This window comes from Arsenicicoccus dermatophilus (assembly GCF_046267915.1).
Taxonomy (GTDB): Bacteria; Actinomycetota; Actinomycetes; order Actinomycetales; family Dermatophilaceae; genus Arsenicicoccus; species Arsenicicoccus dermatophilus_A.
The window spans coordinates 1,767,701-1,790,432 of the sequence record NZ_CP176520.1; the positions used below are offsets into that span (position 1 = coordinate 1,767,701).

At 73.2% G+C, this 22,732-nt stretch carries 20 protein-coding genes; 13 read left to right on the forward strand and 7 right to left on the reverse strand.

The window, feature by feature from the left end:
• Positions 1–90: 90 nt before the first annotated feature.
• Positions 91–276, reverse strand: a complete 186-nt coding sequence (locus tag ACK2IS_RS08565) for a DUF5703 family protein (RefSeq protein ID WP_409482922.1) — start codon at positions 274–276, stop codon at positions 91–93.
• A gap of 94 nt (positions 277–370) precedes the next feature.
• Between ACK2IS_RS08565 and ACK2IS_RS08570 the strand changes: the two genes are divergently transcribed.
• Complete coding sequence (locus tag ACK2IS_RS08570) at positions 371–676, forward strand: primosomal protein (RefSeq protein ID WP_409482923.1); 306 nt, start codon at positions 371–373, stop codon at positions 674–676.
• A 189-nt stretch (positions 677–865) separates the two neighbouring features.
• Positions 866–1,723: an undecaprenyl-diphosphate phosphatase gene (locus ACK2IS_RS08575; protein WP_409482924.1), complete on the forward strand. Its 858-nt coding sequence runs from the start codon at positions 866–868 to the stop codon at positions 1,721–1,723.
• A 99-nt stretch (positions 1,724–1,822) separates the two neighbouring features.
• On the opposite strand, the gene ACK2IS_RS08580 is transcribed toward ACK2IS_RS08575, so the two are convergent.
• Positions 1,823–2,827 (reverse strand): magnesium and cobalt transport protein CorA, encoded by a 1,005-nt coding sequence (locus tag ACK2IS_RS08580; RefSeq protein ID WP_409482925.1) that lies wholly within the window; start codon positions 2,825–2,827, stop codon positions 1,823–1,825.
• A gap of 57 nt (positions 2,828–2,884) precedes the next feature.
• Between ACK2IS_RS08580 and ACK2IS_RS08585 the strand changes: the two genes are divergently transcribed.
• The 4 genes from ACK2IS_RS08585 to mshC all read left to right on the forward strand — a co-directional run bounded on the left by ACK2IS_RS08585 (position 2,885) and on the right by mshC (position 6,652).
• Positions 2,885–3,649, forward strand: coding sequence for an MSMEG_4193 family putative phosphomutase (locus ACK2IS_RS08585; protein ID WP_409482926.1), 765 nt, complete (start codon positions 2,885–2,887; stop codon positions 3,647–3,649).
• Between the two features lie 10 nt (positions 3,650–3,659).
• The gene (locus ACK2IS_RS08590; RefSeq protein WP_409482927.1) at positions 3,660–4,250 is read left to right on the forward strand and encodes a DUF3090 domain-containing protein; all 591 of its coding nucleotides are present in this window, start codon (positions 3,660–3,662) and stop codon (positions 4,248–4,250) included.
• 1 nt (position 4,251) lies between these two features.
• The gene (locus ACK2IS_RS08595; protein WP_409482928.1) at positions 4,252–5,322 is read left to right on the forward strand and encodes an SCO1664 family protein; all 1,071 of its coding nucleotides are present in this window, start codon (positions 4,252–4,254) and stop codon (positions 5,320–5,322) included.
• A gap of 73 nt (positions 5,323–5,395) precedes the next feature.
• Entirely contained in the window at positions 5,396–6,652 is a 1,257-nt protein-coding gene (gene mshC / locus ACK2IS_RS08600; RefSeq protein WP_409482929.1) for a cysteine--1-D-myo-inosityl 2-amino-2-deoxy-alpha-D-glucopyranoside ligase, read from the forward strand.
• Positions 6,653–6,681: 29 nt separating this feature from the next.
• Here the strand turns inward: mshC and ACK2IS_RS08605 are convergent, their stop codons facing one another.
• Positions 6,682–7,527 (reverse strand): PAC2 family protein, encoded by an 846-nt coding sequence (locus tag ACK2IS_RS08605; protein WP_409482930.1) that lies wholly within the window; start codon positions 7,525–7,527, stop codon positions 6,682–6,684.
• Positions 7,528–7,609: 82 nt separating this feature from the next.
• Between ACK2IS_RS08605 and metH the strand changes: the two genes are divergently transcribed.
• The 3 genes from metH to ACK2IS_RS08620 all read left to right on the forward strand — a co-directional run bounded on the left by metH (position 7,610) and on the right by ACK2IS_RS08620 (position 12,783).
• Complete coding sequence (metH, locus tag ACK2IS_RS08610; RefSeq protein WP_409482931.1) at positions 7,610–11,185, forward strand: methionine synthase; 3,576 nt, start codon at positions 7,610–7,612, stop codon at positions 11,183–11,185.
• Between the two features lies 1 nt (position 11,186).
• Positions 11,187–11,867, forward strand: coding sequence for an HAD family hydrolase (locus ACK2IS_RS08615; RefSeq protein ID WP_409482932.1), 681 nt, complete (start codon positions 11,187–11,189; stop codon positions 11,865–11,867).
• Between the two features lie 454 nt (positions 11,868–12,321).
• Positions 12,322–12,783, forward strand: coding sequence for an N-acetyltransferase family protein (locus ACK2IS_RS08620; RefSeq protein WP_409482933.1), 462 nt, complete (start codon positions 12,322–12,324; stop codon positions 12,781–12,783).
• Between the two features lie 138 nt (positions 12,784–12,921).
• On the opposite strand, the gene ACK2IS_RS08625 is transcribed toward ACK2IS_RS08620, so the two are convergent.
• Positions 12,922–13,794: a RecB family exonuclease gene (locus ACK2IS_RS08625; protein ID WP_409482934.1), complete on the reverse strand. Its 873-nt coding sequence runs from the start codon at positions 13,792–13,794 to the stop codon at positions 12,922–12,924.
• Positions 13,795–13,852: 58 nt separating this feature from the next.
• On the opposite strand from ACK2IS_RS08625, the gene ACK2IS_RS08630 reads away from it, so the two are divergent.
• From ACK2IS_RS08630 to arc, 4 genes are all read left to right on the forward strand, one after another.
• Complete coding sequence (locus tag ACK2IS_RS08630; RefSeq protein ID WP_409482935.1) at positions 13,853–15,007, forward strand: M50 family metallopeptidase; 1,155 nt, start codon at positions 13,853–13,855, stop codon at positions 15,005–15,007.
• 324 nt (positions 15,008–15,331) lie between these two features.
• The gene (locus tag ACK2IS_RS08635; RefSeq protein ID WP_409482936.1) at positions 15,332–17,296 is read left to right on the forward strand and encodes a trypsin-like peptidase domain-containing protein; all 1,965 of its coding nucleotides are present in this window, start codon (positions 15,332–15,334) and stop codon (positions 17,294–17,296) included.
• A gap of 92 nt (positions 17,297–17,388) precedes the next feature.
• Entirely contained in the window at positions 17,389–18,528 is a 1,140-nt protein-coding gene (locus tag ACK2IS_RS08640; protein WP_409482937.1) for a tRNA (adenine-N1)-methyltransferase, read from the forward strand.
• Positions 18,518–20,149, forward strand: a complete 1,632-nt coding sequence (gene arc / locus ACK2IS_RS08645) for a proteasome ATPase (RefSeq protein WP_409482938.1) — start codon at positions 18,518–18,520, stop codon at positions 20,147–20,149. Before ACK2IS_RS08640 ends, arc begins: the two co-directional genes overlap by 11 nt.
• Before the next feature lie 64 nt (positions 20,150–20,213).
• Here arc and ACK2IS_RS08650 read toward each other — a convergent pair whose 3' ends face one another.
• The 3 genes from ACK2IS_RS08650 to ACK2IS_RS08660 all read right to left on the reverse strand — a co-directional run bounded on the left by ACK2IS_RS08650 (position 20,214) and on the right by ACK2IS_RS08660 (position 22,679).
• Complete coding sequence (locus tag ACK2IS_RS08650) at positions 20,214–20,807, reverse strand: hypothetical protein (RefSeq protein ID WP_409482939.1); 594 nt, start codon at positions 20,805–20,807, stop codon at positions 20,214–20,216.
• An 82-nt stretch (positions 20,808–20,889) separates the two neighbouring features.
• Positions 20,890–21,267 (reverse strand): DUF3054 domain-containing protein, encoded by a 378-nt coding sequence (locus ACK2IS_RS08655; RefSeq protein WP_409482940.1) that lies wholly within the window; start codon positions 21,265–21,267, stop codon positions 20,890–20,892.
• A 65-nt stretch (positions 21,268–21,332) separates the two neighbouring features.
• Positions 21,333–22,679 carry a M20/M25/M40 family metallo-hydrolase gene (locus ACK2IS_RS08660; RefSeq protein WP_409482941.1) on the reverse strand — a complete coding sequence of 449 codons (1,347 nt, stop codon included), beginning with the start codon at positions 22,677–22,679 and terminating at the stop codon, positions 21,333–21,335.
• Positions 22,680–22,732: the final 53 nt, after the last annotated feature.

Here is a 22,732-nt window from a genome sequence, read left to right on the forward strand (position 1 = left end):
GTGGCGTCCGGGGCCCCGCGCCATACCTGCCGGGGGTGGTCGGATCCGCCTGTGCGGCGAATCCCGGCGGATCCGACCGCCCCCGGTAGGTCAGGCGGTGCGCTCCACCCGGACCACCCGGCGGCGCACCTCCGCGCGGCGCGCGCCACCCCAGTAGATCGCCATCCGGGTCAGCTCCCAGTGGCCGTACTCGGCCGCGTCGGCGAGCGCCTTGCGGATGTCGCCGCGGGACGCGTCGCGGGTGAAGGTCAAGGTGCGGTACTCGTACTCGGCCATGCGGACTCCTCCGTGCGCGGGGTCGGGCCCACCCTGCCAGAAGATCGGGCATCACCGTGGTCACCGTCCGGCCGGACGGGGTAACGTCTGTGCCATGAGCACCGAGCCGCGCGCCGCCCTGGCCACCTTCATCGCCGCGATCGAGCGTCACTTCGAGGCTGCCGCCTCGCGCCGCGGTGATGACGACCCAGCCGTCGTCAGCGCCTACCAGGAGCTGGCCGACGCGTTCGAGGTCTACGACGAGGCCATCGACGACGCCTTCGGCGAGGTGACCCCGCTCGGGATCTACACCGAGGACGAGGACGACGACGACTACGACGACGAGGACGGCCGTTACGTCGGGCTCGACGACGAGGAGTACGACGAGGACGACGACGAGGACGACACGCCTCGCCGATGACGAAGCCGCTCGGGCGTCCTGCCGACGGCGTCGACGCCGGGGCGGGGCGGGGCCGAGCACACGACGCGCAGCAGGAGGCCGGGTCCCGGACAGGGGACCCGGCCTCCTGGGGTTGAGCAGGGGCACAGAGCCCATGCAGCACAATGGGGCACGGCCATCTCTCGCCGTCTCCCCACGAAAGCGATCCTCGTGTCTTCCCTGAGCTATCCCGACTCGATCATCCTCGGCATCGTCGAGGGAGTCACCGAGTACCTCCCGGTCTCCTCGACGGGTCACCTGACCATCGCCGAGAAGCTGCTCGGTCTGCAGGTCGACGACCCCGCGATCACGTCCTTCACGGCGGTGATCCAGCTGGGAGCGATCCTCGCGACCCTGATCTACTTCTGGGGCAAGATCAAGGGGATGTTCCTCGCCTGGATCGGGGGGCTGCGGGACGCCTCCCAGCGGGACCGTGAGGAGTACTCGCTGGCGTGGGCGGTGATCGTCGGGTCGATCCCCGTGGTCGTGGCGGCGCTGGCGTTCAAGTCGTTCATCAAGGGCCCGCTGCGCTCCCTGTGGGTGGTCGGCGCGGCGCTGATCCTGTGGTCGGTGGTCATCTGGGCGGCGGAGCGCTACTACGCGCGGCTGCACTCGGGGGCCCGGCACCGTCCGGACCGCCCCGCCGTGACCGTCAAGGACGGTCTGTTCATCGGTCTGATGCAGTGCTGCTCGCTGGTGCCCGGCGTCTCCCGGTCCGGCTCGACCATCGCCGCCGGTCTGTTCCGGGGCCTGGACCGGGTGACCGCCACCGAGCTGTCGTTCTTCATGGCGATCCCGGCCCTGGTGGGCGCCGGCGTCTACGAGATGAAGGACGTGGACACCTCCGTCGTGGGCGTGGGCCAGCTGGCGGTCGGGACCCTCGTGTCCTTCGTGGTCGCCTACGCCTCGATCGCGTGGCTGCTGCGATTCGTCCGCAACAACTCGCTGTCCTTCTTCATCGGGTGGCGCGTGCTGGTCGGCGCCGCGGTCCTGGGCGCCCTGGGCACCGGGATGATGTCCGCCACCTGATCCTGCGGCGGTCCGCGATGACCAGCCCGTATGCCGTGAGCCGGCACCTTCTGCGCGAAAGGTGCCGGCTCACGGCATACGGGGGATGTCGTCGCCGGCTCAGAGCCAGCCGGAGCGCTTGAACAGGCGGTAGAGGTAGCCGCTGCCGCCCGCCATCAGGGCGAGGGCGTACCAGTAGCCCCAGTAGACCTCGGTGCCGCCGACGTTGACGCTGGCCTCCAGCTCGGGCATGAACCTGAAGTTCTGGCCGTAGATGCCCGCGATCATGGTGGGCCACACGCCCATCGCCGCCCACGCGGAGATCTTGCGCATGTCCGCGTTCTGCCGGACGCCGATCTGGGCCAGGTGGGCGTTGAGCACGTCGGTGAGCAGCCGGTCGTAGGACTCGACGTGGTCGTTGACGCGCAGCAGGTGGTCCAGGACGTCGCCGAAGAAGGGGCGGGCGGGCTTGTGCACCACCGGCACCGAGCGGTCCTTGGCCAGGCGGCGCACCGGCTCGGCGAGCGGCACCGAGGCGCGCTTGAACTCCAGCACCTCGCGCTTGAGCTCGTAGATCTCCGAGGCGAAGTCACCCTGGGCGCCGCCGAAGACGTTGCGCTCGATGCGGTCCAGGTCCTCCTGCAGCTCGGTGTCGATGAGCACGTAGTTGTCGACGATCGAGTCCAGGACGCTGTAGATCACCGCGGCGGGGCCGTGGACGAGCTGCTCGGGGGCGAGCTCCAGGCGGGCGCGGACACCGGCGAGGGGGTTGGCCTCGCCGTTGCGGACGGTGAGGACGAAACGGTCGCCGGCGAAGAGCATGACCTCGCCGGTCTCCACGTCGCTGGTGCGCTCGACGTAGCGCAGGGTCTTGACGACCATGAACAGCGTGTCGTCGTAGATGTCGAGCTTGGCCCGCTGCTCGCCGGTGAGCGCGTCCTCCACGGCGAGGGGGTGCAGCCCCAGCTCGTCGTTGACCAGCGCGAACTCCTCGTCGGTCGGGTCCTTGAGCCCGATCCACAAGAAGCCGTCGTCCTGCCGGTCGCGCAGCACCGACAGCTCCTGCGAGAGGTCGCCGCACGGCTGGCGGCGGCCTTGGCGATACAGGGCCTGGTCGACGATCACAACCCCCAAGGGTACGCGTCGGGGGCCTGCGGGGTGACCCCGTGGCACAGTGGTGGGGTGCCCACGCTCCTGCTCGTCCGTCACGGACGCACCGCCGCCAACGCCTCCGGGACCCTCGCGGGCTGGACCCCCGGGGTCGGTCTCGACGAGGTCGGCGTCGCCCAGGCGCGCGCCCTGGGCGAGCGCCTCGCCGGGCTGCCGGTGGCGCTCGTCGCCGTGAGCCCGCTGCAGCGCTGCCAGGAGACCGCCGACGAGCTGTCCGCCGCGGCCGGGTGGTCCGGGGTGCGGCGGGTGACCACCGACGAGCTCGGCGAGTGCCGGTACGGCGCCTGGACGGGTCGCCCGCTGGCCGAGCTGGCGGGGGAGGAGCTGTGGCGGACCGTGCAGGACCATCCCTCGCGGGCGCGGTTCCCGCAGGACGAGCGCGACGACGGCGGCGAGGACGCCGTGGCGGGTGCGCCCTTCCCCGCCGAGTCGATCGCGGACATGGCCCACCGCGTCGTCGGCGCCGTCCGCGACCTGGACCGGCTCGTCGAGGTCGAGCACGGTCCCGGGGCGCTGTGGGTCGCGGTGAGCCACGGCGACCCGATCAAGGCGGTGCTCGCCGACGCGGCGGGCGCCCACCTGGACCACTTCCAGCGGATCATGGTCGGCCCGGCGTCGGTGTCCGTGGTGCGGTACACCGCGACCCGGCCCTTCCTGGTGCGGGTCAACGACACCGGCGCGGACCTGGGCTCGCTGGCCCCGACGCCGGCGGCCGGTGGCGCGGGCGGCACCGACGCACCGAGCGGTGACGCCGTGGTCGGCGGCGGGACGGCCTAGGGTCATGGGCATGGTCACGCCGCAGCACGTCTTCGACCCGCCGGAGCGCTTCGTCGCCGGGACCGTCGGGCCTCCCGGTCAGCGCACCTTCTTCCTGCAGGCCGCCGGGGGCGGGCGGCTGGTGAGCATGTCCCTGGAGAAGCAGCAGGTGCAGGTCCTCGCCGACCGCTGCAACGACCTGATCGACAGGTACGCCCCCGTCGAGGGCTCGGAGGCCGCGGCGAGCCGGCTGCAGGACAACGACCCGCTCGGGACGCCCATCGAGGACGAGTTCCGGATCCAGAGCCTGGGTCTGGCCTACGAGCCGGTGCGCGGGGTCGTGGTGATCGACTGCGCCGACGGCGACCTGGACGTGGACACCGACGACCCGCTGGACGAGGCCGCCCGCGACGACGCCCTGGCGGCGATGGGCCTGAGCGCGGAGCAGGCCACGCCGCCGGCCACGGTGGTGCGGGTCGTGCTCGCCCCGGCGCAGGCGCGGGCCTTCGCCCGGCGGTCGTTGGCGCTGGTCGCGGCCGGGCGGGCGCCGTGCCCCTTCTGCGGGGAGCCGCTGGACCCCGAGGGTCACGTCTGCCCGCGCGCCAACGGCTACCGGCGCTGACGTGGTCGAGCTGCCGGAGGAGGAGACGCCGCAGCGGGACCTGCGCGACGACCAGGGCTCCGACGCGACGCGCTCCGACGCGGCGCGCTCCGACGCGGCGCGCTCCGACGCAGAGGGACCCGAGAAGGGCCACGAGGAGGACGTGCCGGACGCGGCGGCCCCCGAAGAGGACGGGCCGGACGAGGAGCTGACCGCGATCCAGGCCGTGCTCGCCCGCCCCAACCCGCTCGTCGACCCCACCGACCGGGACGCCGTGACCGCGGTCCTCGAGCGCCTCGCCCGCGACGAGATCACCCTCGTCGGGCAGCTGCTCGAGGCGTCCAACGGCGTCTTCCTGGGGCTGCTGGGCGACCCCGCCGGCGAGGACACCTGGCGGGTGGTCTACAAGCCCACCCGCGGGGAGCGGCCGCTGCGGGACTTCCCGCCGGCGACGCTCGCCCGGCGCGAGGCCGCGGCGTTCCTGGTGTCCCACGAGGGCGGGTGGCACGTGGTGCCGCCCACCGTGCTGCGCGAGGGTCCCCTCGGCCCGGGCTCGGTGCAGCTGTGGGTGGACCACGACGAGGACGCCACCACCCTGGTCGACGTCGTGGGCCCCGACCAGGTGCCCGAGGGCTGGCTACCGGTCCTCGCGGGCGAGACGCCCGAGGGCGAGGACGTGGTGGTCGTGCACGCGGGCGACGAGGTCGCCCAGCGCTTCTCGGCATACGACTGCGTGGTCAACAACGCCGACCGCAAGGGATCGCACGTCCTGGTCGACCCGGCCGGGCGGGTGTGGGGCATCGACCACGGGCTGACGCTGCACGACGAGCCCAAGCTGCGCACGGTCCTGTGGGGCTGGGTCGGGGACCCGCTGCCCCGCGCCGAGCTGGAGCGGCTGTCGCTGCTGGCGTCGCTGCTCGACGACCCCGCGTCGGTGCTGCTGGCGGGGCAGGGGCCGCAGCGCGGGCTGGTGGAGCTGCTCAGCGGCCGCGAGGTCGACGCCCTGCGCGCGCGGGTGGCGGCGCTGCTGGCGGCGGGCAGCTATCCGCCGCCGGCTCCCGGGCACCACCCGATCCCGTGGCCGCCGCTGTGAGGCGGGGACCCGTCGACCGCACGACGACGCACCGTGACCGGCCGCCGTCGGCGGTGACGGCTAGGCTGCGCGCGTGAAGTCCTGGCCCGCCCCCGCCGTCCCCACCGTCCCCGGCAGCCCGCTGCCCGTCCGGATCCACGACACCGCCCGAGGCGAGGTGGTGGAGCTGACGCCCGGCCCGACCGCGCGGATCTACTGCTGCGGGATCACGCCGTACGACGCGACCCACATGGGTCACGCGGCGACCTACGTCACCTTCGACCTGCTGGGGCGGGCGCTGCGCCAGGCCGGGCACGAGGTGGCCTACACCCAGAACGTCACCGACGTCGACGACCCCCTGCTCGAGCGGGCGGCCCGCGACGGCGTCGACTGGACCGCCCTGGCCACCAAGGAGATCCAGCTCTTCCGCGACGACATGACCGCGCTGCGGGTGCTCCCGCCCACCGACTACGTCGGGGTGGTCGAGTCCGTGGACCGGGTCGCCGACCAGGTGCGGCAGCTGGTCCGGTCCGGCGCGGCATACCCCGTCGAGATCCCCGGCCCCGACGTCGAGCTCGTCGCCGACGGCGCCCGGGACCACTACCTGGACCTGTCCCGCCAGGCGAGCTTCGGGAAGGTCTGCGGCTGGACCCGCGAGCAGATGCTCGAGGTCTTCGCCGACCGCGGCGGCGACCCGGACCGCCCCGGCAAGCGCGACCCCCTCGACCCGCTCCTGTGGCGCGCCGAGCGCCGCGGCGAGCCCGCCTGGCAGGGCGGCGAGCTCGGGTGCGGCCGACCCGGCTGGCACGTCGAGTGCACCACCATCGCGCTGGACACCCTGGGCATGGGCTTCGACGTGCAGGGCGGCGGCACCGACCTGGTCTTCCCGCACCACGAGATGTCGGCCGTGCAGGCCGTGGGGCTGACCGGGCAGCCGCGGTTCGCGAGCGCCTACCTGCACCAGGCCATGGTGGGCCTGGACGGGGAGAAGATGAGCAAGTCCAAGGGCAACCTGGTGCTCGTCTCCCGGCTGCGCGAGCAGGGCGTCGACCCGATGGCCGTGCGGCTGGTGCTGCTCGACCAGCACTACCGCACCGAGTGGTCGTGGACCGACGCGCTGCTCGCGCGGGCCCAGGAGCGGCTGGCCCGCTGGCGCGAGGGCGTCGCCCGGGCGACGACCCCGCCCGCGGACGAGGTGGTCGGGCAGGTCCGCGCCGCGCTGTGTCAGGACCTGGACACCCCGGCCGCGCTGGCCGCCGTCGACGCCTGGTGCGCGGCCGCGGGAGCGCAGACCGGTCAGGGCGACCTGGTGGGCGACGCGCTCGACGCCTTCCTCGGCATACGGCTCTGATCGTCACGAGGGCAGGGGCCCTCGTGGGCTCAGTCGGTGTCGCCGCGACGGCGCAGGAACTTCTCGAACTCGCGGGCGATGGCCTCGCCGGACGCCTCGGGCAGCTCGGCGGTGTCCTGCGCGGACTCCAGCGACGCGACGTACTCCGCGACGTCGGGGTCGCCCGCGGCCAGCTCGTCCACCCCGCGCTGCCAGGCGGCGGCGTCCTCGACGAACTCCCCACGGGGGATGGTGATGTCGAGCAGCTCCTCCAACCGGTCCAGCAGCGCCAGCGAGGCCTTGGGGGAGGGCACCGACCCGGCGTAGTGCGGGATGCCCGCCCAGGCACTCACCGCGGGCAGCCCGATCTGCTCGGCCGCCAGGTTGATCACCCCGGTGATCCCCGTCGGCCCCTCGTAGCTGGACGCAGACAGGTCAAAGCGGTGCGTCAGCTCCTGGGACTCGCTGGTCACGTCGGTCTGGATCGGCCGGGTGTGCGGCACCGGCGCGAGGTAGGACCCCAGCGTGATGAGCAGCTCCACGCCGGCCTGCTCGGCCAGCTCGAGCAGCTGCTCGGTGAAACCCCGCCACCGCACGGACGGCTCGATACCCTCGACGACGAGCACGTCCCGGTCCTCCCCGGTCAGGGACGCGTGCAGGATCCGGGTGGTCGGCCAGGTCACCAGGCGCTCGCCCGCCTCGTGGACGATCCGTGGCCGGGTGACCTGGAAGTCGTAGAACTCCTCGGGGTCGATCGCGGCGACCGGCTGCGCGCCCCACACCTCGATCAGGTGGGCGATCACGGCGCTGGCCGCCTCGCCGGCGTCGTTCCACCCCTCGAAGGCCGCGATCATCACCGGTCGCTGGAGCTCGGGCAGGTCGTCGAGCTGGATCACGGCGGTCTCCTGGACAGGTCGGGGACGAGAGCCCGTCCAGCCTAGACTTCGCACCGCCCCCGACGACAAAGGCAGGACTCCCGTGAGCGCACGCTCGGACCTCTTCCGCACCCTGTGGACCCGTCAGGTGCTCGTCGCCGACGGCGCGATGGGCACGATGCTCCAGGCGGCGGACCCGTCGCTGGAGGACTTCCAGGGCCACGAGGGGTGCAACGAGATCCTCAACGTCACCCGTCCCGAGGTGGTGCGGTCGGTGCACGACGCCTATCTCGAGGCCGGGTCGGACTGCGTGGAGACCAACACCTTCGGCGCCAACTGGGCCAACCTGGGCGAGTACGACATCGTCGAGCGGGTCTACGAGCTGGCCCGGGCGGGGGCGCAGATCGCCCGCGAGGCGACCGAGGACCGGACGGCGCGGACGCCGGACAAGCCGCGGTTCGTCATCGGATCGATGGGGCCGGGCACCAAGCTGCCCTCGCTCGGGCACATCGACTATGCGACGCTGCGCGACGCCTACCAGGAGTGCGCCCGCGGGCTCGTCGACGGCGGCGCCGACGTGCTGCTCGTGGAGACCGTGCAGGACCTGCTGCAGGCCAAGGCCGCGGTGGTCGGCGCCCGGCGTGCGCTGGCGGCGGCGGGGGAGACCCTGCCGGTCCTGGTGTCGGTGACCGTGGAGACGACCGGCACCATGCTGCTCGGCTCGGAGATCGGTGCCGCGCTGGTGGCCCTGGAGGCGCTCGGCGTCGACGGGATCGGCCTGAACTGCGCCACCGGCCCGGCCGAGATGAGCGAGCACCTGCGGGTGCTGGCCCAGCAGTCGCGGATCCCGATCACGGTGATGCCCAACGCCGGGCTGCCCCAGCTCGGCACGGACGGCGCGGTCTATCCCCTCGGCCCGGACGAGCTGGCCGCCGCCCACCGCGGCTTCGTCGGGACGTACGGCGTCAACCTCGTCGGCGGCTGCTGCGGGACCACCCCCGAGCACCTGCGGGCCGTCGCGGCCGCCGTGGGCGGCGCCCCGGTCACCGCGCGCACCCCACGGCCCGAGCCGGGCGTCGCCTCGCTCTACGCCCCCGTGCCCTTCCGCCAGGACACGTCCTTCCTGTCGATCGGGGAGCGCACCAACGCCAACGGCTCCAAGGCCTTCCGCGAGGCGATGCTCGCCGAGCGCTGGGACGACTGCGTGGAGATCGCCCGCGAGCAGACCCGCGACGGCGCCCACCTGCTGGACGTGTGCGTCGACTACGTCGGGCGCGACGGCGCCGCCGACATGGCCGAGGTGGTCTCCCGGCTGGCCACGGCGTCCACGCTGCCGCTCGTCCTGGACTCCACCGAGCCCGCCGTCGTCGAGGCCGGGCTGGAGCGCCTCGGCGGCCGCGCGGTCATCAACTCGGTCAACTTCGAGGACGGCGACGGCCCCGGCTCCCGCTGGGACCGGATGACCCGCCTGGCCCGCGAGCACGGCGCCGCCGTGGTCGCCCTGACCATCGACGAGCAGGGCCAGGCCCGCACCCGCGAGCACAAGGTCGCGGTCGGCAGTCGCCTGATCGACGCGCTCACCCGCGACCACGGCCTGCACGTCGAGGACATCGTCGTGGACTGCCTCACCTTCCCGATCGCCACCGGGCAGGAGGAGACCCGCCGCGACGCGATCGAGACGATCGAGGCGATCCGCGAGCTGACCACCCGCTACCCCGGCGTGCAGACCACCCTCGGCGTGTCCAACGTGTCCTTCGGGCTCAGGCCCGCCGCCCGCGTGGTCCTCAACTCGGTCTTCCTCGACGAGTGCGTCAAGGCCGGCCTCACCTCCGCCATCGTCAACTCCGCCAAGATCCTGCCCATCTCCCGGATCCCGGCCGAGCAGCTGCAGGTCGCCCTGGACCTGATCCACGACCGCCGCCAGTGGGCGGGCGAGCCCGGCGCCTCCGAGTGCACCTACGACCCGCTGGCCCGGATGCTCGAGCTCTTCGAGGGCGTCGACTCCACCTCCCTGAAGGCCGAGCGCGCCTCCGCCCTCGCCTCCCTGCCGCTGGAGCAGCGCCTCGCCCAGCGCATCGTCGACGGCGAGCGCAACGGACTGGAGGACGACCTGGACCAGGCCCTGGCCTCCGGGCACGACCCTCTCGCGGTCATCAACGACATGCTCCTGGAGGGGATGAAGACCGTCGGCGAGCTCTTCGGCTCCGGCAAGATGCAGCTGCCCTTCGTGCTGCAGTCCGCCGAGACCATGAAGACCGCCGTCGCCCACCTCGAGCCGCACATCGAGGCCGCCGCCGGCGGCACCAAGCGCGAGGCCAAGGCCCGCGTCCTGCTCGCCACCGTCAAGGGCGACGTCCACGACATCGGCAAGAACCTCGTCGACATCATCCTGTCCAACAACGGCTACGACGTCGTCAACATCGGCATCAAGATCCCCGTCAACGAGATCATCGAGCAGGCCGAGCAGCACCAGGTCGACGCCATCGGGATGAGCGGGCTGCTCGTGAAGTCGACCGTGATCATGCGCGACAACCTCCTCGAGCTCAACGACCGCGGCCTGGCCGAGCGCTACCCCGTCCTGCTCGGCGGCGCCGCCCTCACCCGCGCCTACGTCGAGCAGGACCTCGCCGACATGTATGCCGGACAGGTGCGCTACGCCCGGGACGCCTTCGAGGGGCTGCGCCTCATGGACGCCGTCGCCCAGGCCAAGGCCGACCCCGCGATCAGCCTGGCCGACGCGCTGCCGGCGCTGCGGCCCAGGCGCGTGGCGCGGCATACGGAGGAAGAGTCGGTCGAGGAGCTGCCGGTCGACACCCGCCGCTCCGACGCCGTCGCCGCCGACGTCCCCGTGCCCACGCCGCCCTTCTGGGGCACCCGCGTGGTCAAGGGCATCGCCCTCGGCGACGTGGCCGCCTACCTCGACGAGCGGGCGACCTTCCTCGGCCAGTGGGGCCTGAAGCCCTCGCGCGCCGAGAACGGCGCGTCCTACGACGAGCTCGTCGCCACCGAGGGCCGGCCCCGCCTGCGGATGTGGCTCGACCGCATCAAGACCGAGGACCTGCTGCAGCCGGCCGTGGTCTACGGCTACTTCCCCTGCTGGTCCGAGGGCAACGACGTCGTCGTCCTCGACCACACCACCGGCCCCGACGGCACCATCCGGCTCGGGGACGAAATCGCGCGGTTCACCTTCCCGCGCCAGGGACGCGACAAGCGGCTGTGCCTCGCGGACTACTGGCGCTCCCGCGAGCAGGTCCAGGCCGACGGGCGACCCGACGTCATCAGCTTCCAGCTGGTGACCATGGGCGACCGGGTGGCGCAGGCCACCGCCGAGCTCTTCGCGCAGAACGCCTACCGCGACTACCTCGAGCTGCACGGACTGTCCGTGCAGCTGACCGAGGCCCTCGCCGAGCTGTGGCACGCCCGGGTCCGCGCCGAGCTCGGCATCGACCGCGCCGACGCCTCCGACGTCGAGGACATCCTCAAGCAGCGGTATGCCGGCGAGCGCTACTCCTTCGGCTACCCGGCCTGCCCCGACCTGGAGGACCGCACCACCCTCGTGCGGCTCCTGCAGCCCGAGCGGATCGGCGTCACCCTCTCCGAGGAGCTCCAGCTGCACCCCGAGCAGTCCACCGACGCGCTCGTCGCCCACCACCCCGACGCCACCTACTTCAAGGCCTGACATGACCGACCGCGACCACGCCGCCACCCAGCGGGACCTGCCCGCCGCCGTCCTCTTCGACATGGACGGCACCCTCGTCGACTCCGAGCCCTACTGGATCATCGAGGAGACCGCCCTCGTCGAGTCCTACGGCGGCACCTGGAACGACGACCTCGCCCACCGCCTCGTCGGCCAGGCCCTCACCTGGTCCGCCGACTTCATCCGCGCCAACAGCCCGGTCACCATGCCGCGCGACGAGATCGTCCAGCACCTCATGGGCGGCGTCATCCGCCGGTTCCGCGAGCACGTGCCCTGGCGGCCCGGCGCCCAGGACCTGTTGACGCAGACCCGCGAGCTCGGCGTGCCGCGGGCGCTCGTGACCATGTCCTACGAGGCCTTCGCCGCCGAGCTCGTCGCCGCCCTGCCCGAGGGGACCTTCGACGTGGTCGTCACCGGCGACATGGTCGTCGAGGGCAAGCCGCACCCCGAGGCCTACCTCACCGCCGCCGAGCACCTGGGCGTCGACCCCGCGCGGTGCCTGGCGATCGAGGACTCCAACACCGGCATCGCCTCCGCCCTCGCGGCGGGCGTGCCGACCATCGGGATCCCGCACATCGTGCCGATCCCCGAGCAGGAGGGCCTGCGCCTCGTGCCCACCATGCAGGGGCAGTCGGTCGCGGCGCTCTGGCGGCTCTTCCGCTGACGTCCCAGGTCGTGGAGCGCGCCCTGGCGGGTGTCACTCCAGCGTCTCCAGCCACGTCACGGGGACGGGGGAGTGGGCTGCCAGGTCTCGGTCGCAGCACCCGGTCACCCAGCAGGCGGATGCGCAGGACCGACGGTGCCATGAGCTGGTCGTCCGGCCGGTCGGCCGGCTCGCCTCGATCGGCCGGTTCGTTCTAGGCCAGGCTGGCCCCGTGGCACGTTCAAAGAGGCCCCAAGACGTATCTTTCGGGGCCAGCCTGGCCCCCAGAGGTACGGCGGGCCGACGGGCGAGGGGAGGAGGGTGGCCTCGGGAGCGGCGTGCCAGGGGAGGGGCCGGTCACCCGAGCGGCGGGGCGGAGCGGCGTGTGGCACGGCGAGCAGGTCCGCGTCGGGGTGGGACGCCTCGACCGACGGCGCGGTGGCCCGGGGTGAGCTCACGTGCCACGCTGGTGGGCATGGACTTTCACGTGCGGGTCTACGAGCCGGGCGACCGGGACGAGATCGTCGGTATGGCGGACCGGCTGACCGTGGGGGTCGCCCCCTGGCGGGACCGTGAGGCGGTGGTCGCCGCGGTCCGTGGGTGGGTCACCGATGCCGTCGACCGGGCCGGGACGGGCGACGACCGGGTCGTGCTCGTGGCCGAGCAGGCCGGCGTGGTCGTGGGATTCATCTCGACCGAGGAGCAGCGCCACTGGTCGGGGCAGCTCGACGTCTATGTCGGCGAGCTCGTCGTGCGCGAGGACCGCGAGGGCTACGGCATCGGGCGGGCCCTGGTCCGGGCTGTCGAGGAGTGGGCGCGCGGGCGCGGGGTGGCCCGGATCCGGCTGACCACCGGGGCCGCCAACGACGGCGCCCTCGGGCTCTACGAGGCTGTCGGCTACGAGCGCGAGGACATCACCCTCAGCCGCGCGTTGTAGCTCCGCGACGGGGTCCCGCCGGTCCCTCGATCGCGCCGCCGGCCGCCACCCCCGCGCTGCCCGGGCGATCACCACGCGCGCCTGCTCGGTCCCCGCGCTCACGGCGCTCGACGCCGCCCGCTCCCGCGCGCCCCGCGGTCACTCCTCCAGGGGGTCGTCCTCGTCCGCCACGTCCCGCTCGACCGGGGCCGAGGCAGCCGGGTTGAGGGCGCGCTCCACGGCCCCCTCGGGCACCGGCGGGGCAGTGCCGCCCCAGGCGGGGCAGATCGCCTGGTGGGCGCACCAGTCGCACAGTCGCGACCGGTTGGGCCGCCAGTCGCCGGACTCGGCGGCCCGCACGATGGCGTCCCACAGCGCCTTGAGCTTGCGCTCGGTGGCGCGCAGGTCGGCCTCATCGGGCTGGTAGCGCAGGATCGTCCCGTCCCCGAGGTAGACCAGCTGCAGCAGCGCGGGCACCACGCCCCGGGTGCGCCACAGCACCAGGGCGTAGAACTTCATCTGGAACAACGCCTTGCCCTCGAACAGCTCCGAGGGGCTCTTGCCCGTCTTGTAGTCCACGACCCGCACCATCCCGTTGGGCGCGACGTCGAGCCGGTCGACGTAGCCGCGCAGCAGCAGCCCGTCGGCGTCGCACTCGACATACAGCTCACGCTCGGCCGGCTCCAGGTCGCTGGGGTCCTCCAGCGTGAACCACCGCTCCACCAGGCGGGTCGCGTCGGCCAGCCAGCGAGTCAGCTCCACCGCCTCCGCCCCGTCGCCCACCAGCTCGGCCAGCTCGGGCCGCTCCGCGAGCAGCGCCTCCCACTGCGGCTCCACCAGCGTCGCGGCGTGCTCCAGGGTGCGCTCGGGCGCCGGCACGTCGAAGACCCGCTCCAGCACCGCGTGCACCAGCGTCCCGCGCGCCGCCGCGGCCGACGGCGGCTCGGGCAACCGGTCGATCACCCGGAAGCGATAGAGCAGCGGGCACTGCATGAAGTCCGAGGCGCGGCTGGGAGACAGGGCGGCAACCATGGGACGGACCCTACGACGTCCCACCGACAGACCCCCTGCGCACCGTAGGCTCGCCACCATGTCTCACCCCGCCGGTCACCCGCCGCACGACGACGCCGACCATGTCGCCGACGACGCCCCGGCGCCCTCGTCGGGATGGCGCCTGGGCTCCCTGCGCGGAACCCCGATCTACCTCGGGCGCAGCTGGCCGATCCTGGCGATCTTCGTCCTCGCCACCTGGGGCCCGCGCTACCCCGAGCTGGGCGTCGGGTCCTACCTGCTCGCGCTCGCCTATGCCCTGATGCTCCTGGTGTCCGTCCTGGCGCACGAGGCCGGGCACGCCCTGACCGCCCAGGCCTTCGGCCACCGGGTCCACGCGATCGTCGCAGACCTCATGGGCGGCCACACGACCTACCAGGCCGATGCCAACACCCCCGGCCGCAGCGCCCTGGTCGCGCTCGCCGGCCCCTTCGCCAACGTGCTCCTCGCCGTCGTCGCGTGGCTGCTCATGGGGGTCCTCGACCCCGGCGTCCTGCGGCTCCTGGTCGGCTCGGTGTTCTACGCCAACGCCTTCGTGGCGGTCTTCAACCTGCTGCCCGGCCTCCCGCTCGACGGCGGTTTCGTGCTCGACGCGCTCGTATGGCGGATCACCGGCAACCGCACCACCGGGCTGCGGGTCGCCGGCTGGTGCGGGCGGGTCCTGGCGGTGGCGTCGCTGGCGTGGTTCCTCGTCGTACCCCTGCTGGACGGACAGGACCTGGACCTCGTGGGGGTGCTGTGGAGCGCCCTGCTCGGAGGCTTCCTGTGGCAGGGCGCGACCTCGGCGATCCACGCCGCCGGCGTCCGTGGCCTGGTGGACCGGGTGAGCCTGGACGCGCTGGCCCACCCCGCGGCCCTGCTGCCCGCGGACGCACCCCTCTCGGAGGCCATCGCAGCCTTCGCGCAGGGGGCCCAGGCCGTCGCCCTGCACGACGCCGCGGGAACCCCCGTCGCCGTCGTGGACCCGCGCACGCTGCCCGGCGTCCCCGCAGACCGGCACGCCGTCACCCCGCTCACCGCCGTAGCCGCCGTCCAACCGTCGGGATGGGTGATGGAGCACCGCCCGGGCGTGGGGGCAACCGAGGTGCTGGAGCGGATGGCACGCACGGGCGCGCCGGTGGTGCTGCTGCGCGGCCCGGGGGAACGGCTCGCCCTGCTGGACGCCCACGAGATCGAGCAGGCAGCCACCGCCTGAGCCGGGCACGCGACGCGCGCCGGGGTGGGCGGGGACCACCGCCGACGGACCCTGGACGCCACCTGGGCCCGACGCGCGACCGCATCACGTCCCGGACCTGGGTCCTCACCGGATCAGGGAGGCGCAAGGTGATGGCCATTCAGGCGAAAGGCGGACAACCCGACACAACGGTGATCCATCTGATACCTGACTGTCACGTATCGTGCCGCTTTCTCCACATCTGGGCTAAGACCCATTGTCCCGCCCGGTTTGCGCTCCTAGGGTGAACGCGGGTCCGTCCACCCCACGGGTCCGCCCACCAGCCTGGCTCAAGGAGACTCCACCATGCGACGCATCCCCCCGCGCGTCCCCACCCTCGGCGCTGCTACGGCGCTCGCCTTCGGCCTCGGGATGCCCCTGGCCGCCGCCGTCCCGGCCGGACCGGTCGAGGGCCGCACGCCCACCGTGGCCACCACCGCCCAGGAGGTCAGCTACGACGCGCTCGTCGACATCGGCGGCTGCTCGGGCTCCATCGTCCGTTTCCCCGGCACCCCCGACACGGCGCAGGCGCTCGTCCTGACCAACGGGCACTGCACCCCCTCCGAGGCCGGCGGCGACCCGAGCCCTGGCTCGGCGCACGTCGACAAGGCGGTCAAGGTCGACGCCACCGTGCTGGCCGGTCCCCAGGCCACCGAGAAGGGGACCCTGACCCTCGACCGGCTGGTCTACGCGACCACCACGACCACCGACGTCGCCCTGCTGCGCGCCACGAAGACCTACGCCCAGATCAAGAGCGACTACGGCGTCGCCGCCCTGGCCGTCCGGCCCACCAAGGTCGCCGACGGCACCGACGTCCTCGTCCCCTCCGGGTACTGGAAGCACAGCTTCGGCTGCAAGGTCGAGGGCTTCGTCCCCGGCATGGAGGAGGGTCGCTGGCGCTGGACCGACTCGATCCGCCTGGGCACCTCCTGCCAGGGCTACCACGGCATGTCCGGCAGCCCGCTGGTGGACGCCACCAAGGGTGACGTGGTCGGCGTGTTCAACACCGGCAACGACGACGGTCAGATGTGCACGCTCAACAATCCCTGCGAGGTCGACGCCTCCGGCGCCAAGACGGCCAACAAGGGCCGCACCTACGCCCAGCAGGTGGCTCCCCTCGCGGCGTGCGTCGCGGCCACCGGCGCGCTTGACCTGAGCGCCCCTGGCTGCGCGCTGCCCGGCTCCAAGAACGGCCCCACCCCGGCACCGACGACGGCTCCGACGACGGCTCCCACCACGGCGCCCACGACGGCTCCGACCACGGCGCCGACCACGGCGCCCACGACCGCGCCCACGACCGCGCCCACCACGCGCCCGACCACGGCTCCGACGACCGCGCCCACCTCGGCTCCCACGACGGCGCCCACCTCGGCTCCGACGACGGCGCCCACCTCGCGCCCGACCACCCGCCCGACCTGGGCCCCGCCGACCCCGACCGGTCGTCCCACCCGGCCCGCCCCGACGACGGCTCCGACGACGGCGCCCACCTCGCGCCCGACCACCCGCCCGACCTGGGCCCCGCCGACCCCGACCGGTCGTCCCACCCGGCCCGCCCCGACCACGGCCCCCACGGCCGCGCCGGTCACGCTGTCCGGCACCAAGAGCCTGGAGGTGCTGAGCAGCCGCGCCCCCGAGCCGACCGACCGGGGGATCATCAACGGCCGCGCCGCCACCGCCACGAAGGGCACCCTGGCGATCGAGTACAAGGGTGGTCTGGTCTGCACCGGTTCGCTCATCTCGACCGAGTGGGCGCTGACCGCGGCGCACTGCACGACGTTCTCCACCGACCTGCGGATGTACAACGTCAAGATCGGCGCGCTCAACGCGAAGACCCCGGGCTACCGGGTGCCGGTCGTGGCCGCCCCCACCAAGAACGACCTGGTCCTGTTCAAGCTCGCCTGGAAGCCGTTCATCCAGGAGACGCCCATCCCGCTGGTGGACCAGGACCCGGCCGTCGGTGACCCCGCCCTGGTCCGCGGCTACGGTTACACCACCGACGACGCCAACCGGCAGAAGAACTCCATCCTCAACGAGGGCGACCTCGTCGTGGAGGGCCTGAACGCCCGCGACTACCGCGGCGGCCCGGCCGTCACGGTGAAGGCGGGCCCCGGCGGGGCCATGTGGCGCCCCGGCGACTCCGGCGGTCCCGTGACCGACAAGGAGGGGCGTCAGATCGGCGTCGTGTCCACCGTCGAGCCGAAGCTCAACATCGGCTACGCCGGCAGCGTCGCGCGCAACCGCGACTGGATCCGCCAGAGCACCGGCCTGTGACCTGACCGGTCCCGGCCCGCGACGTCGGCCCCGGTGGGTGGTCTCAGACACCCCGCCGGGGCCGACGGCTGCGTCACTAGACTGACCGCACCATGACCGAGCACCCCACCGCCATACCCGCACCCCCGACCCCTGCCGGCGACGCCCCCGAGGTCACCGGCGCCGCCGGCCGACGCGGCCCCTTCCGGGCAGGCGAGCGGGTCCAGCTCACCGACGCCCGCGGCCGTCGGCACACCGTCACCCTGCAGGAGGGCACGGCCTTCGACACCCACCGCGGCCGGATCTGGCACGACGGGCTCATCGGGCTGCCCGACGGGTCGACCGTCAAGAACACCGTGGGCGAGGAGTTCCTGGCGCTGCGGCCGCTGCTGTCCGACCACGTCATGTCCATGCCGCGCGGCGCCGCCGTCGTCTATCCCAAGGACGCCGGGCAGATCGTGCAGTACGGCGACATCTTCCCCGGCGCCACCGTCGTCGAGGCCGGCGTCGGCTCCGGCGCCCTGTCGATGTCCCTGCTGCGTGCGGTCGGTGAGCACGGCCGGCTGCACTCCTTCGAGCGGCGCCCGGACTTCGCCGAGATCGCCAGGGGCAACGCCCGGCAGTTCTTCGGCGCCGACCACCCGGCGTGGACGGTGACCGTCGGCGACCTGGTCGACGTGCTCCCGCAGGTCTGCGCGCCCGGCACCGTGGACCGCGTGGTCCTGGACATGCTCGCCCCCTGGGAGTGCCTGGAGGTCGTCGCCGACGCGCTCACCCCGGGCGGCCTGCTGATCTGCTACGTCGCCACCGCGACCCAGCTGTCACGCGTCGCCGAGGGCTGCAAGGAGCACGGCGGCTTCACCGAGCCGCACGCCTGGGAGACGATCGAGCGCGACTGGCACCTCGAAGGTCTCGCGGTCCGCCCGGTGCACCGGATGCACGGGCACACCGGCTTCCTGATCACCACCCGCCGGCTCGCCCCCGGTGTCACCCCGCCGTTGCGCAAGCGCCGCCCGGCCAAGGGACCGGAGGACCCCGACGAGCAGCCCTTCGGCGTCGAGCGGGATCACGAGTGGACCCCTGAGGAGGTCGGCGAGCGGGTCGTCAGCGACAAGCGGCTGCGACGGGTCCGGCGCTCGGTCACCGGCGAGGCACCGCCGCCGGACATGGCCCCGAAGCCGCGCGACGAGCACGGCCGCGTCCTACCCGATCCGCAGGACCAGCAGGGGACGGAGCCGCGCGATGAGCTATGACCCGATCGGTGAGCAGCACGCCGCCCGCATCCGGGAGCTCACCACCCAGCTGTCGGCGCTGCGCACTGCCAACGGCGCGCTCGGCCAGGCCAACGACCGGCTCACCGCCACGCTCAAGGCGGCCCGCGACCAGATCACCGGGCTGCGCGAGGAGATCGACCGGATCGCGGCTCCGCCGTCGACGTACGGCGTGGTCCTGCGCGCCCATCCCGACGACCGCAGCGTCGACCTGCAGACCGGTGGCCGCAAGATGCGCGTCGCGGTGTCCGGCGAGGTGCCCTTCGCCGCGCTGGCCCCGGGGCGCGAGGTGCGGCTCAACGAGGCCCTCGTCGTGGTCGGGCTCGCGGACTACGAGGAGACCGGGGAGGTCGTCCTGGTCAAGGAGCGGCTCGGCGAGCACCGGGTCGTGGTGCTGCTGCGCAGCGACGAGGAGCGGGTGGTCCGGGTCGCCGGGTCCCTCGCCGACGTCCGGCTGCGCCCCGGGGACGCCGTGCTCCTCGACGGCCGCAGCGGCTTCGTCACCGAGGTGGTGCCGCACGCCGAGGTCTCCGAGCTGCTGCTGGAGGAGGTGCCCGACATCTCCTACGCCGACATCGGGGGCCTGGAGCCGCAGATCGAGCAGATCCGCGACGCCGTCGAGATGCCCTTCCTGCACCCCGAGCTCTATCGCGAGCACCAGCTCAAGCCGCCGAAGGGGGTGCTGCTCTACGGCCCGCCCGGCTGCGGCAAGACGCTCATCGCCAAGGCCGTCGCGGCCTCCCTGGCCCGCCAGGTGGCCGCCCGCGACGGCGCCTCCCCGGGAGCGCAGGACGGGCAGGCGCCCAGGAGCTACTTCCTCAACATCAAGGGTCCCGAGCTGCTCAACAAGTACGTCGGCGAGACCGAGCGGCACATCCGGCTGATCTTCGAGCGGGCCCGGGAGAAGGCCGACGAGGGGACCCCCGTGGTGGTGTTCTTCGACGAGATGGACTCGCTCTTCCGCACGCGGGGGTCGGGAGTCTCCTCCGACGTGGAGACCACGATCGTGCCGCAGCTGCTCGCCGAGATCGACGGGGTCGAGCGCCTCGACAACGTCATCGTCATCGGGGCCTCCAACCGCGAGGACATGATCGACCCCGCGATCCTGCGTCCTGGCCGCCTGGACGTGAAGATCAAGATCGAACGGCCCGACGAACGCGGTGCCCGCGAGATCCTCGCGAAGTACCTCACCACCGACGTGCCCCTGCACGCCGACGAGCTCGCCGAGCACGACGGAGACCCCACCGAGACCGTGGCCGACCTGATCGACGCCGTGCTGGAGCGGATGTTCGCCCGGACCGAGGCCAACCGCTACCTCGAGGCGACCTATGTCTCGGGGACGCGCGAGGTGCTGTACTTCAGCGACTTCGTCAGCGGCGCCATCATCCAGAACGTCGTGGCCCGTGCCAAGACGGCAGCCATCAAGGCGCTGCTCACCACCGGGGAGCGGGGCCTGCGGCTGGAGCACCTCCTGGCGGCGTACGACGACGAGCTGCGCGAGAACGAGGACCTGCCCAACACCACGAATCCCGACGACTGGGCGCGCATCTCGGGTCGGCGAGGGGAACGGATCGTCGAGCTGCGCAGCCTGGTCCGCGGCTGAGGAGACGGGCCCGCAGCCCCGAGGGCCGGGGCTTGGGCCCGGTGGCCCACCGACCGGCCGAGGGTCAGCCCAGCAGACCGGCGACCGTCGCCCGCTCGGCCTGGGACCACCCCGCGCCGGTGAGGACGGCGTACGAATCCCGCCGGGAGCCGACGAGCAGGGCGGGGGCGGCGCACCGGCTCAGCCACGCGGCCAGGGCGGGCGCGCCCTCGGTCCCGCGCTCCAGGCGCACCACCGTGGCGGCTCGGTCCGCCGCGCCCGTGACCACCACCCGACGAGTCTCCAGCGCTCGCACCTGCCACCCGGCGAAGGTGCGTGCCACCTGGCCCCGGTCGCTGCCGGCGGGCCAGCCGCTCGCGTCCGGACAGCTCACGGTCCCGGTGCCGGGTGCGGCGCAGGTCGGCGGGATCGAGGTCCGCTGCGTGCTGCCCGTTCCGGGGCTCGCGGACGGTTGCAGACCGGGCGGGAGCGGACGGTCCGACGTGGTGGGGGAGGACACCTGCAGCGGGCAGGCGAGCACCGCCGCCGGGCCCGAGGTGCTGCGGGTGGGGATCAGCTGGTGCTTCGGCGGCTGGATCCGCTGGCTGGTGCACGAGGCCCCCAGCAGGACGAGCACGGCCACCGTGACCGGCATCGTGATGGCAGCGTGATGGCGCATGTCTCTCCCCGTCTCCCCGGCCCCCTGAGGCCGATCAGAGGCTACGGCCCGCAGGGCGAGAAACTCAACGTGCCAACGGGGTTCAGTGACGGGGACGGGGCGGGACCGGCGGGTGGTGATGGCTGCGCTGGGCGATGAGACGGGGCAGCAGCAGGAAGATCGCGAGGACCGTGAAGGCCACCAAGACGAACGCGAACGCCGTCCCGGCCCCGGTCAGCACGCGCAGCATCATCCCCACGACGACCGTGGTCAGCCAGATCGGGACGCCGCCGCGCAGGGAGGTCGCGGGCAGCCGGGACCCCGCGACCCCGGCCCAGCCCGCGAGCACCCCGACCAGGAAGGGCCAGGCCGTGGTGAGCAGACCGGCGAGGGAGACCGCCTCGGCGTGCGAGCGACGCCCCAGCGCCGAGAAGACCACGACGAGGACCAGGTCGAGCAGCAGGAACAGGGGCAGACGCATGCCCCCGACCTTAACGGGACGGGGGCATGCGTCGGGCGTATGCCGACAGGCGGGTCGACCACGGCTCAGGAGCGGGCGCCCATCTCGGTCAGGAACCGGATCTGGGTGAGCATGATGCGCTCGATCTCGGCCGGGTCGACGGACTCGTCGGGGCCGTGGATCTTGGCCTTCTCCTCGTCCTCGGGGCCCCACAGGATGGCCTCGGAACCGGGGGACGCGTGCAGCAGCTCGGTGACCAGCGGGATGGACCCGCCCGAGCCCACCTGCACCGGGCTGGTGCCGTAGACCTCCTCGAGGGCCTTGAGCGCCGTTGCCGTGATCGGGCCCGAGGAGTCGCCCTGGAAGGGCGAACCCATCTTGTCGTCGCTGAACTCCAGGGTGGCGCCGTAGGGCGCGTGCCTGCGCAGGTGCTCCTTGACGACGTCGAGCTCGTGCTGCATGTCGGCGCCGGGGGCGATGCGCACCGAGATGCGGGCGCGCACCGAGGGGACGAGAGCGTTGGAGCACGTGTCGACCGGGACCATGTCCAGGCCGATGACGGTGGCGGAGGGGCGCGACCACAGGCGGGAGGCGACGGGGCCGGTGCCCTGCAGGCCGACGCCCTCCTTGACGCCGGCGGAGGCGGCGAGATCGGCCTCGGACACCTCGGCGCCCTCCCACTCGAAGGAGTGCAGGCCCTCGATGATCGTGTTGCCGTCCTTGTCGTGCATCGTCGACAGCAGCTGGATCATGGCGACCAGGGCGTCGGGGGCGGCGCCGCCGAACAGGCCGGAGTGGACGGCGTTGTCCAGGGTCGTGAGGGTGACCGTGGTGGCGACGTCGCCGCGCAGGCCCGTGGTGATGGAGGGCACGCCGACCTTGGCGGGGCCGGAGTCGCAGATGACGAAGGCGTCGCTCCGCACCATCTCGGGGTGGGCGGCGACCCACTCCTCGATGTGGCTGGCGGTCTCCTCCTCGCCCTCGACGAGCAGGCGCACGGTCACGGGGGGCTTGCCGGCGAAGGCGCCCATGGTGCCCAGGACGGCGATCACGCCTGCCTTGCAGTCGGCGGTGCCGCGGCCGTAGATGCGGCCGTCGTCCTTGCGCGTCGCGACCCAGGGGTCGGTGTGCCAGTCCTGGGACTCCGGGCAGGGCTGGACGTCGTAGTGGGCGTACATCGTCACGGTCGGGGAGCCCTCGGGGCCGGGCACGACAGCGTGGATCGCAGGGTAGCCGCCGGGGATGTCGAGCAGCTCGACATCCGGCACGCCGTTGCGCCGGAACATCTCCAGCAGGTCCTGGGCGATGGCGTCCATGGGCTCCCGGGGGTAGCCGGGGAAGGCGATGGACGGGTGGGACACGAGGGTGGCGTGGTCCTCGAGCAGGCGGGGCATGGCCTCGCGGGCGTAGTCGCGGGCGGCGGTGAGATCCATCGGGGTTCCTCCAAGGGTGTGGATGGAGCCACGATAGCCACCGGTCCGCCGCC

What these genes read in the sequence shown, in the direction of transcription:
- ACK2IS_RS08625 (WP_409482934.1), bottom strand. Translation starts at nt 13,794, where the DNA reads ATGGTTGCCGCCCTGTCTCCCAGCCGCGCCTCGGACTTCATGCAGTGC.
- ACK2IS_RS08655 (WP_409482940.1), bottom strand. Translation starts at nt 21,267, where the DNA reads ATGCGTCTGCCCCTGTTCCTGCTGCTCGACCTGGTCCTCGTCGTGGTC.
- ACK2IS_RS08615 (WP_409482932.1), top strand. Translation starts at nt 11,187, where the DNA reads ATGACCGACCGCGACCACGCCGCCACCCAGCGGGACCTGCCCGCCGCC.
- ACK2IS_RS08630 (WP_409482935.1), top strand. Translation starts at nt 13,853, where the DNA reads ATGTCTCACCCCGCCGGTCACCCGCCGCACGACGACGCCGACCATGTC.
- ACK2IS_RS08660 (WP_409482941.1), bottom strand. Translation starts at nt 22,679, where the DNA reads ATGGATCTCACCGCCGCCCGCGACTACGCCCGCGAGGCCATGCCCCGC.
- ACK2IS_RS08590 (WP_409482927.1), top strand. Translation starts at nt 3,660, where the DNA reads ATGGTCACGCCGCAGCACGTCTTCGACCCGCCGGAGCGCTTCGTCGCC.
- ACK2IS_RS08635 (WP_409482936.1), top strand. Translation starts at nt 15,332, where the DNA reads ATGCGACGCATCCCCCCGCGCGTCCCCACCCTCGGCGCTGCTACGGCG.
- ACK2IS_RS08640 (WP_409482937.1), top strand. Translation starts at nt 17,389, where the DNA reads ATGACCGAGCACCCCACCGCCATACCCGCACCCCCGACCCCTGCCGGC.
- ACK2IS_RS08570 (WP_409482923.1), top strand. Translation starts at nt 371, where the DNA reads ATGAGCACCGAGCCGCGCGCCGCCCTGGCCACCTTCATCGCCGCGATC.
- ACK2IS_RS08620 (WP_409482933.1), top strand. Translation starts at nt 12,322, where the DNA reads ATGGACTTTCACGTGCGGGTCTACGAGCCGGGCGACCGGGACGAGATC.
- ACK2IS_RS08565 (WP_409482922.1), bottom strand. Translation starts at nt 276, where the DNA reads ATGGCCGAGTACGAGTACCGCACCTTGACCTTCACCCGCGACGCGTCC.
- arc (WP_409482938.1), top strand. Translation starts at nt 18,518, where the DNA reads ATGAGCTATGACCCGATCGGTGAGCAGCACGCCGCCCGCATCCGGGAG.
- ACK2IS_RS08650 (WP_409482939.1), bottom strand. Translation starts at nt 20,807, where the DNA reads ATGCGCCATCACGCTGCCATCACGATGCCGGTCACGGTGGCCGTGCTC.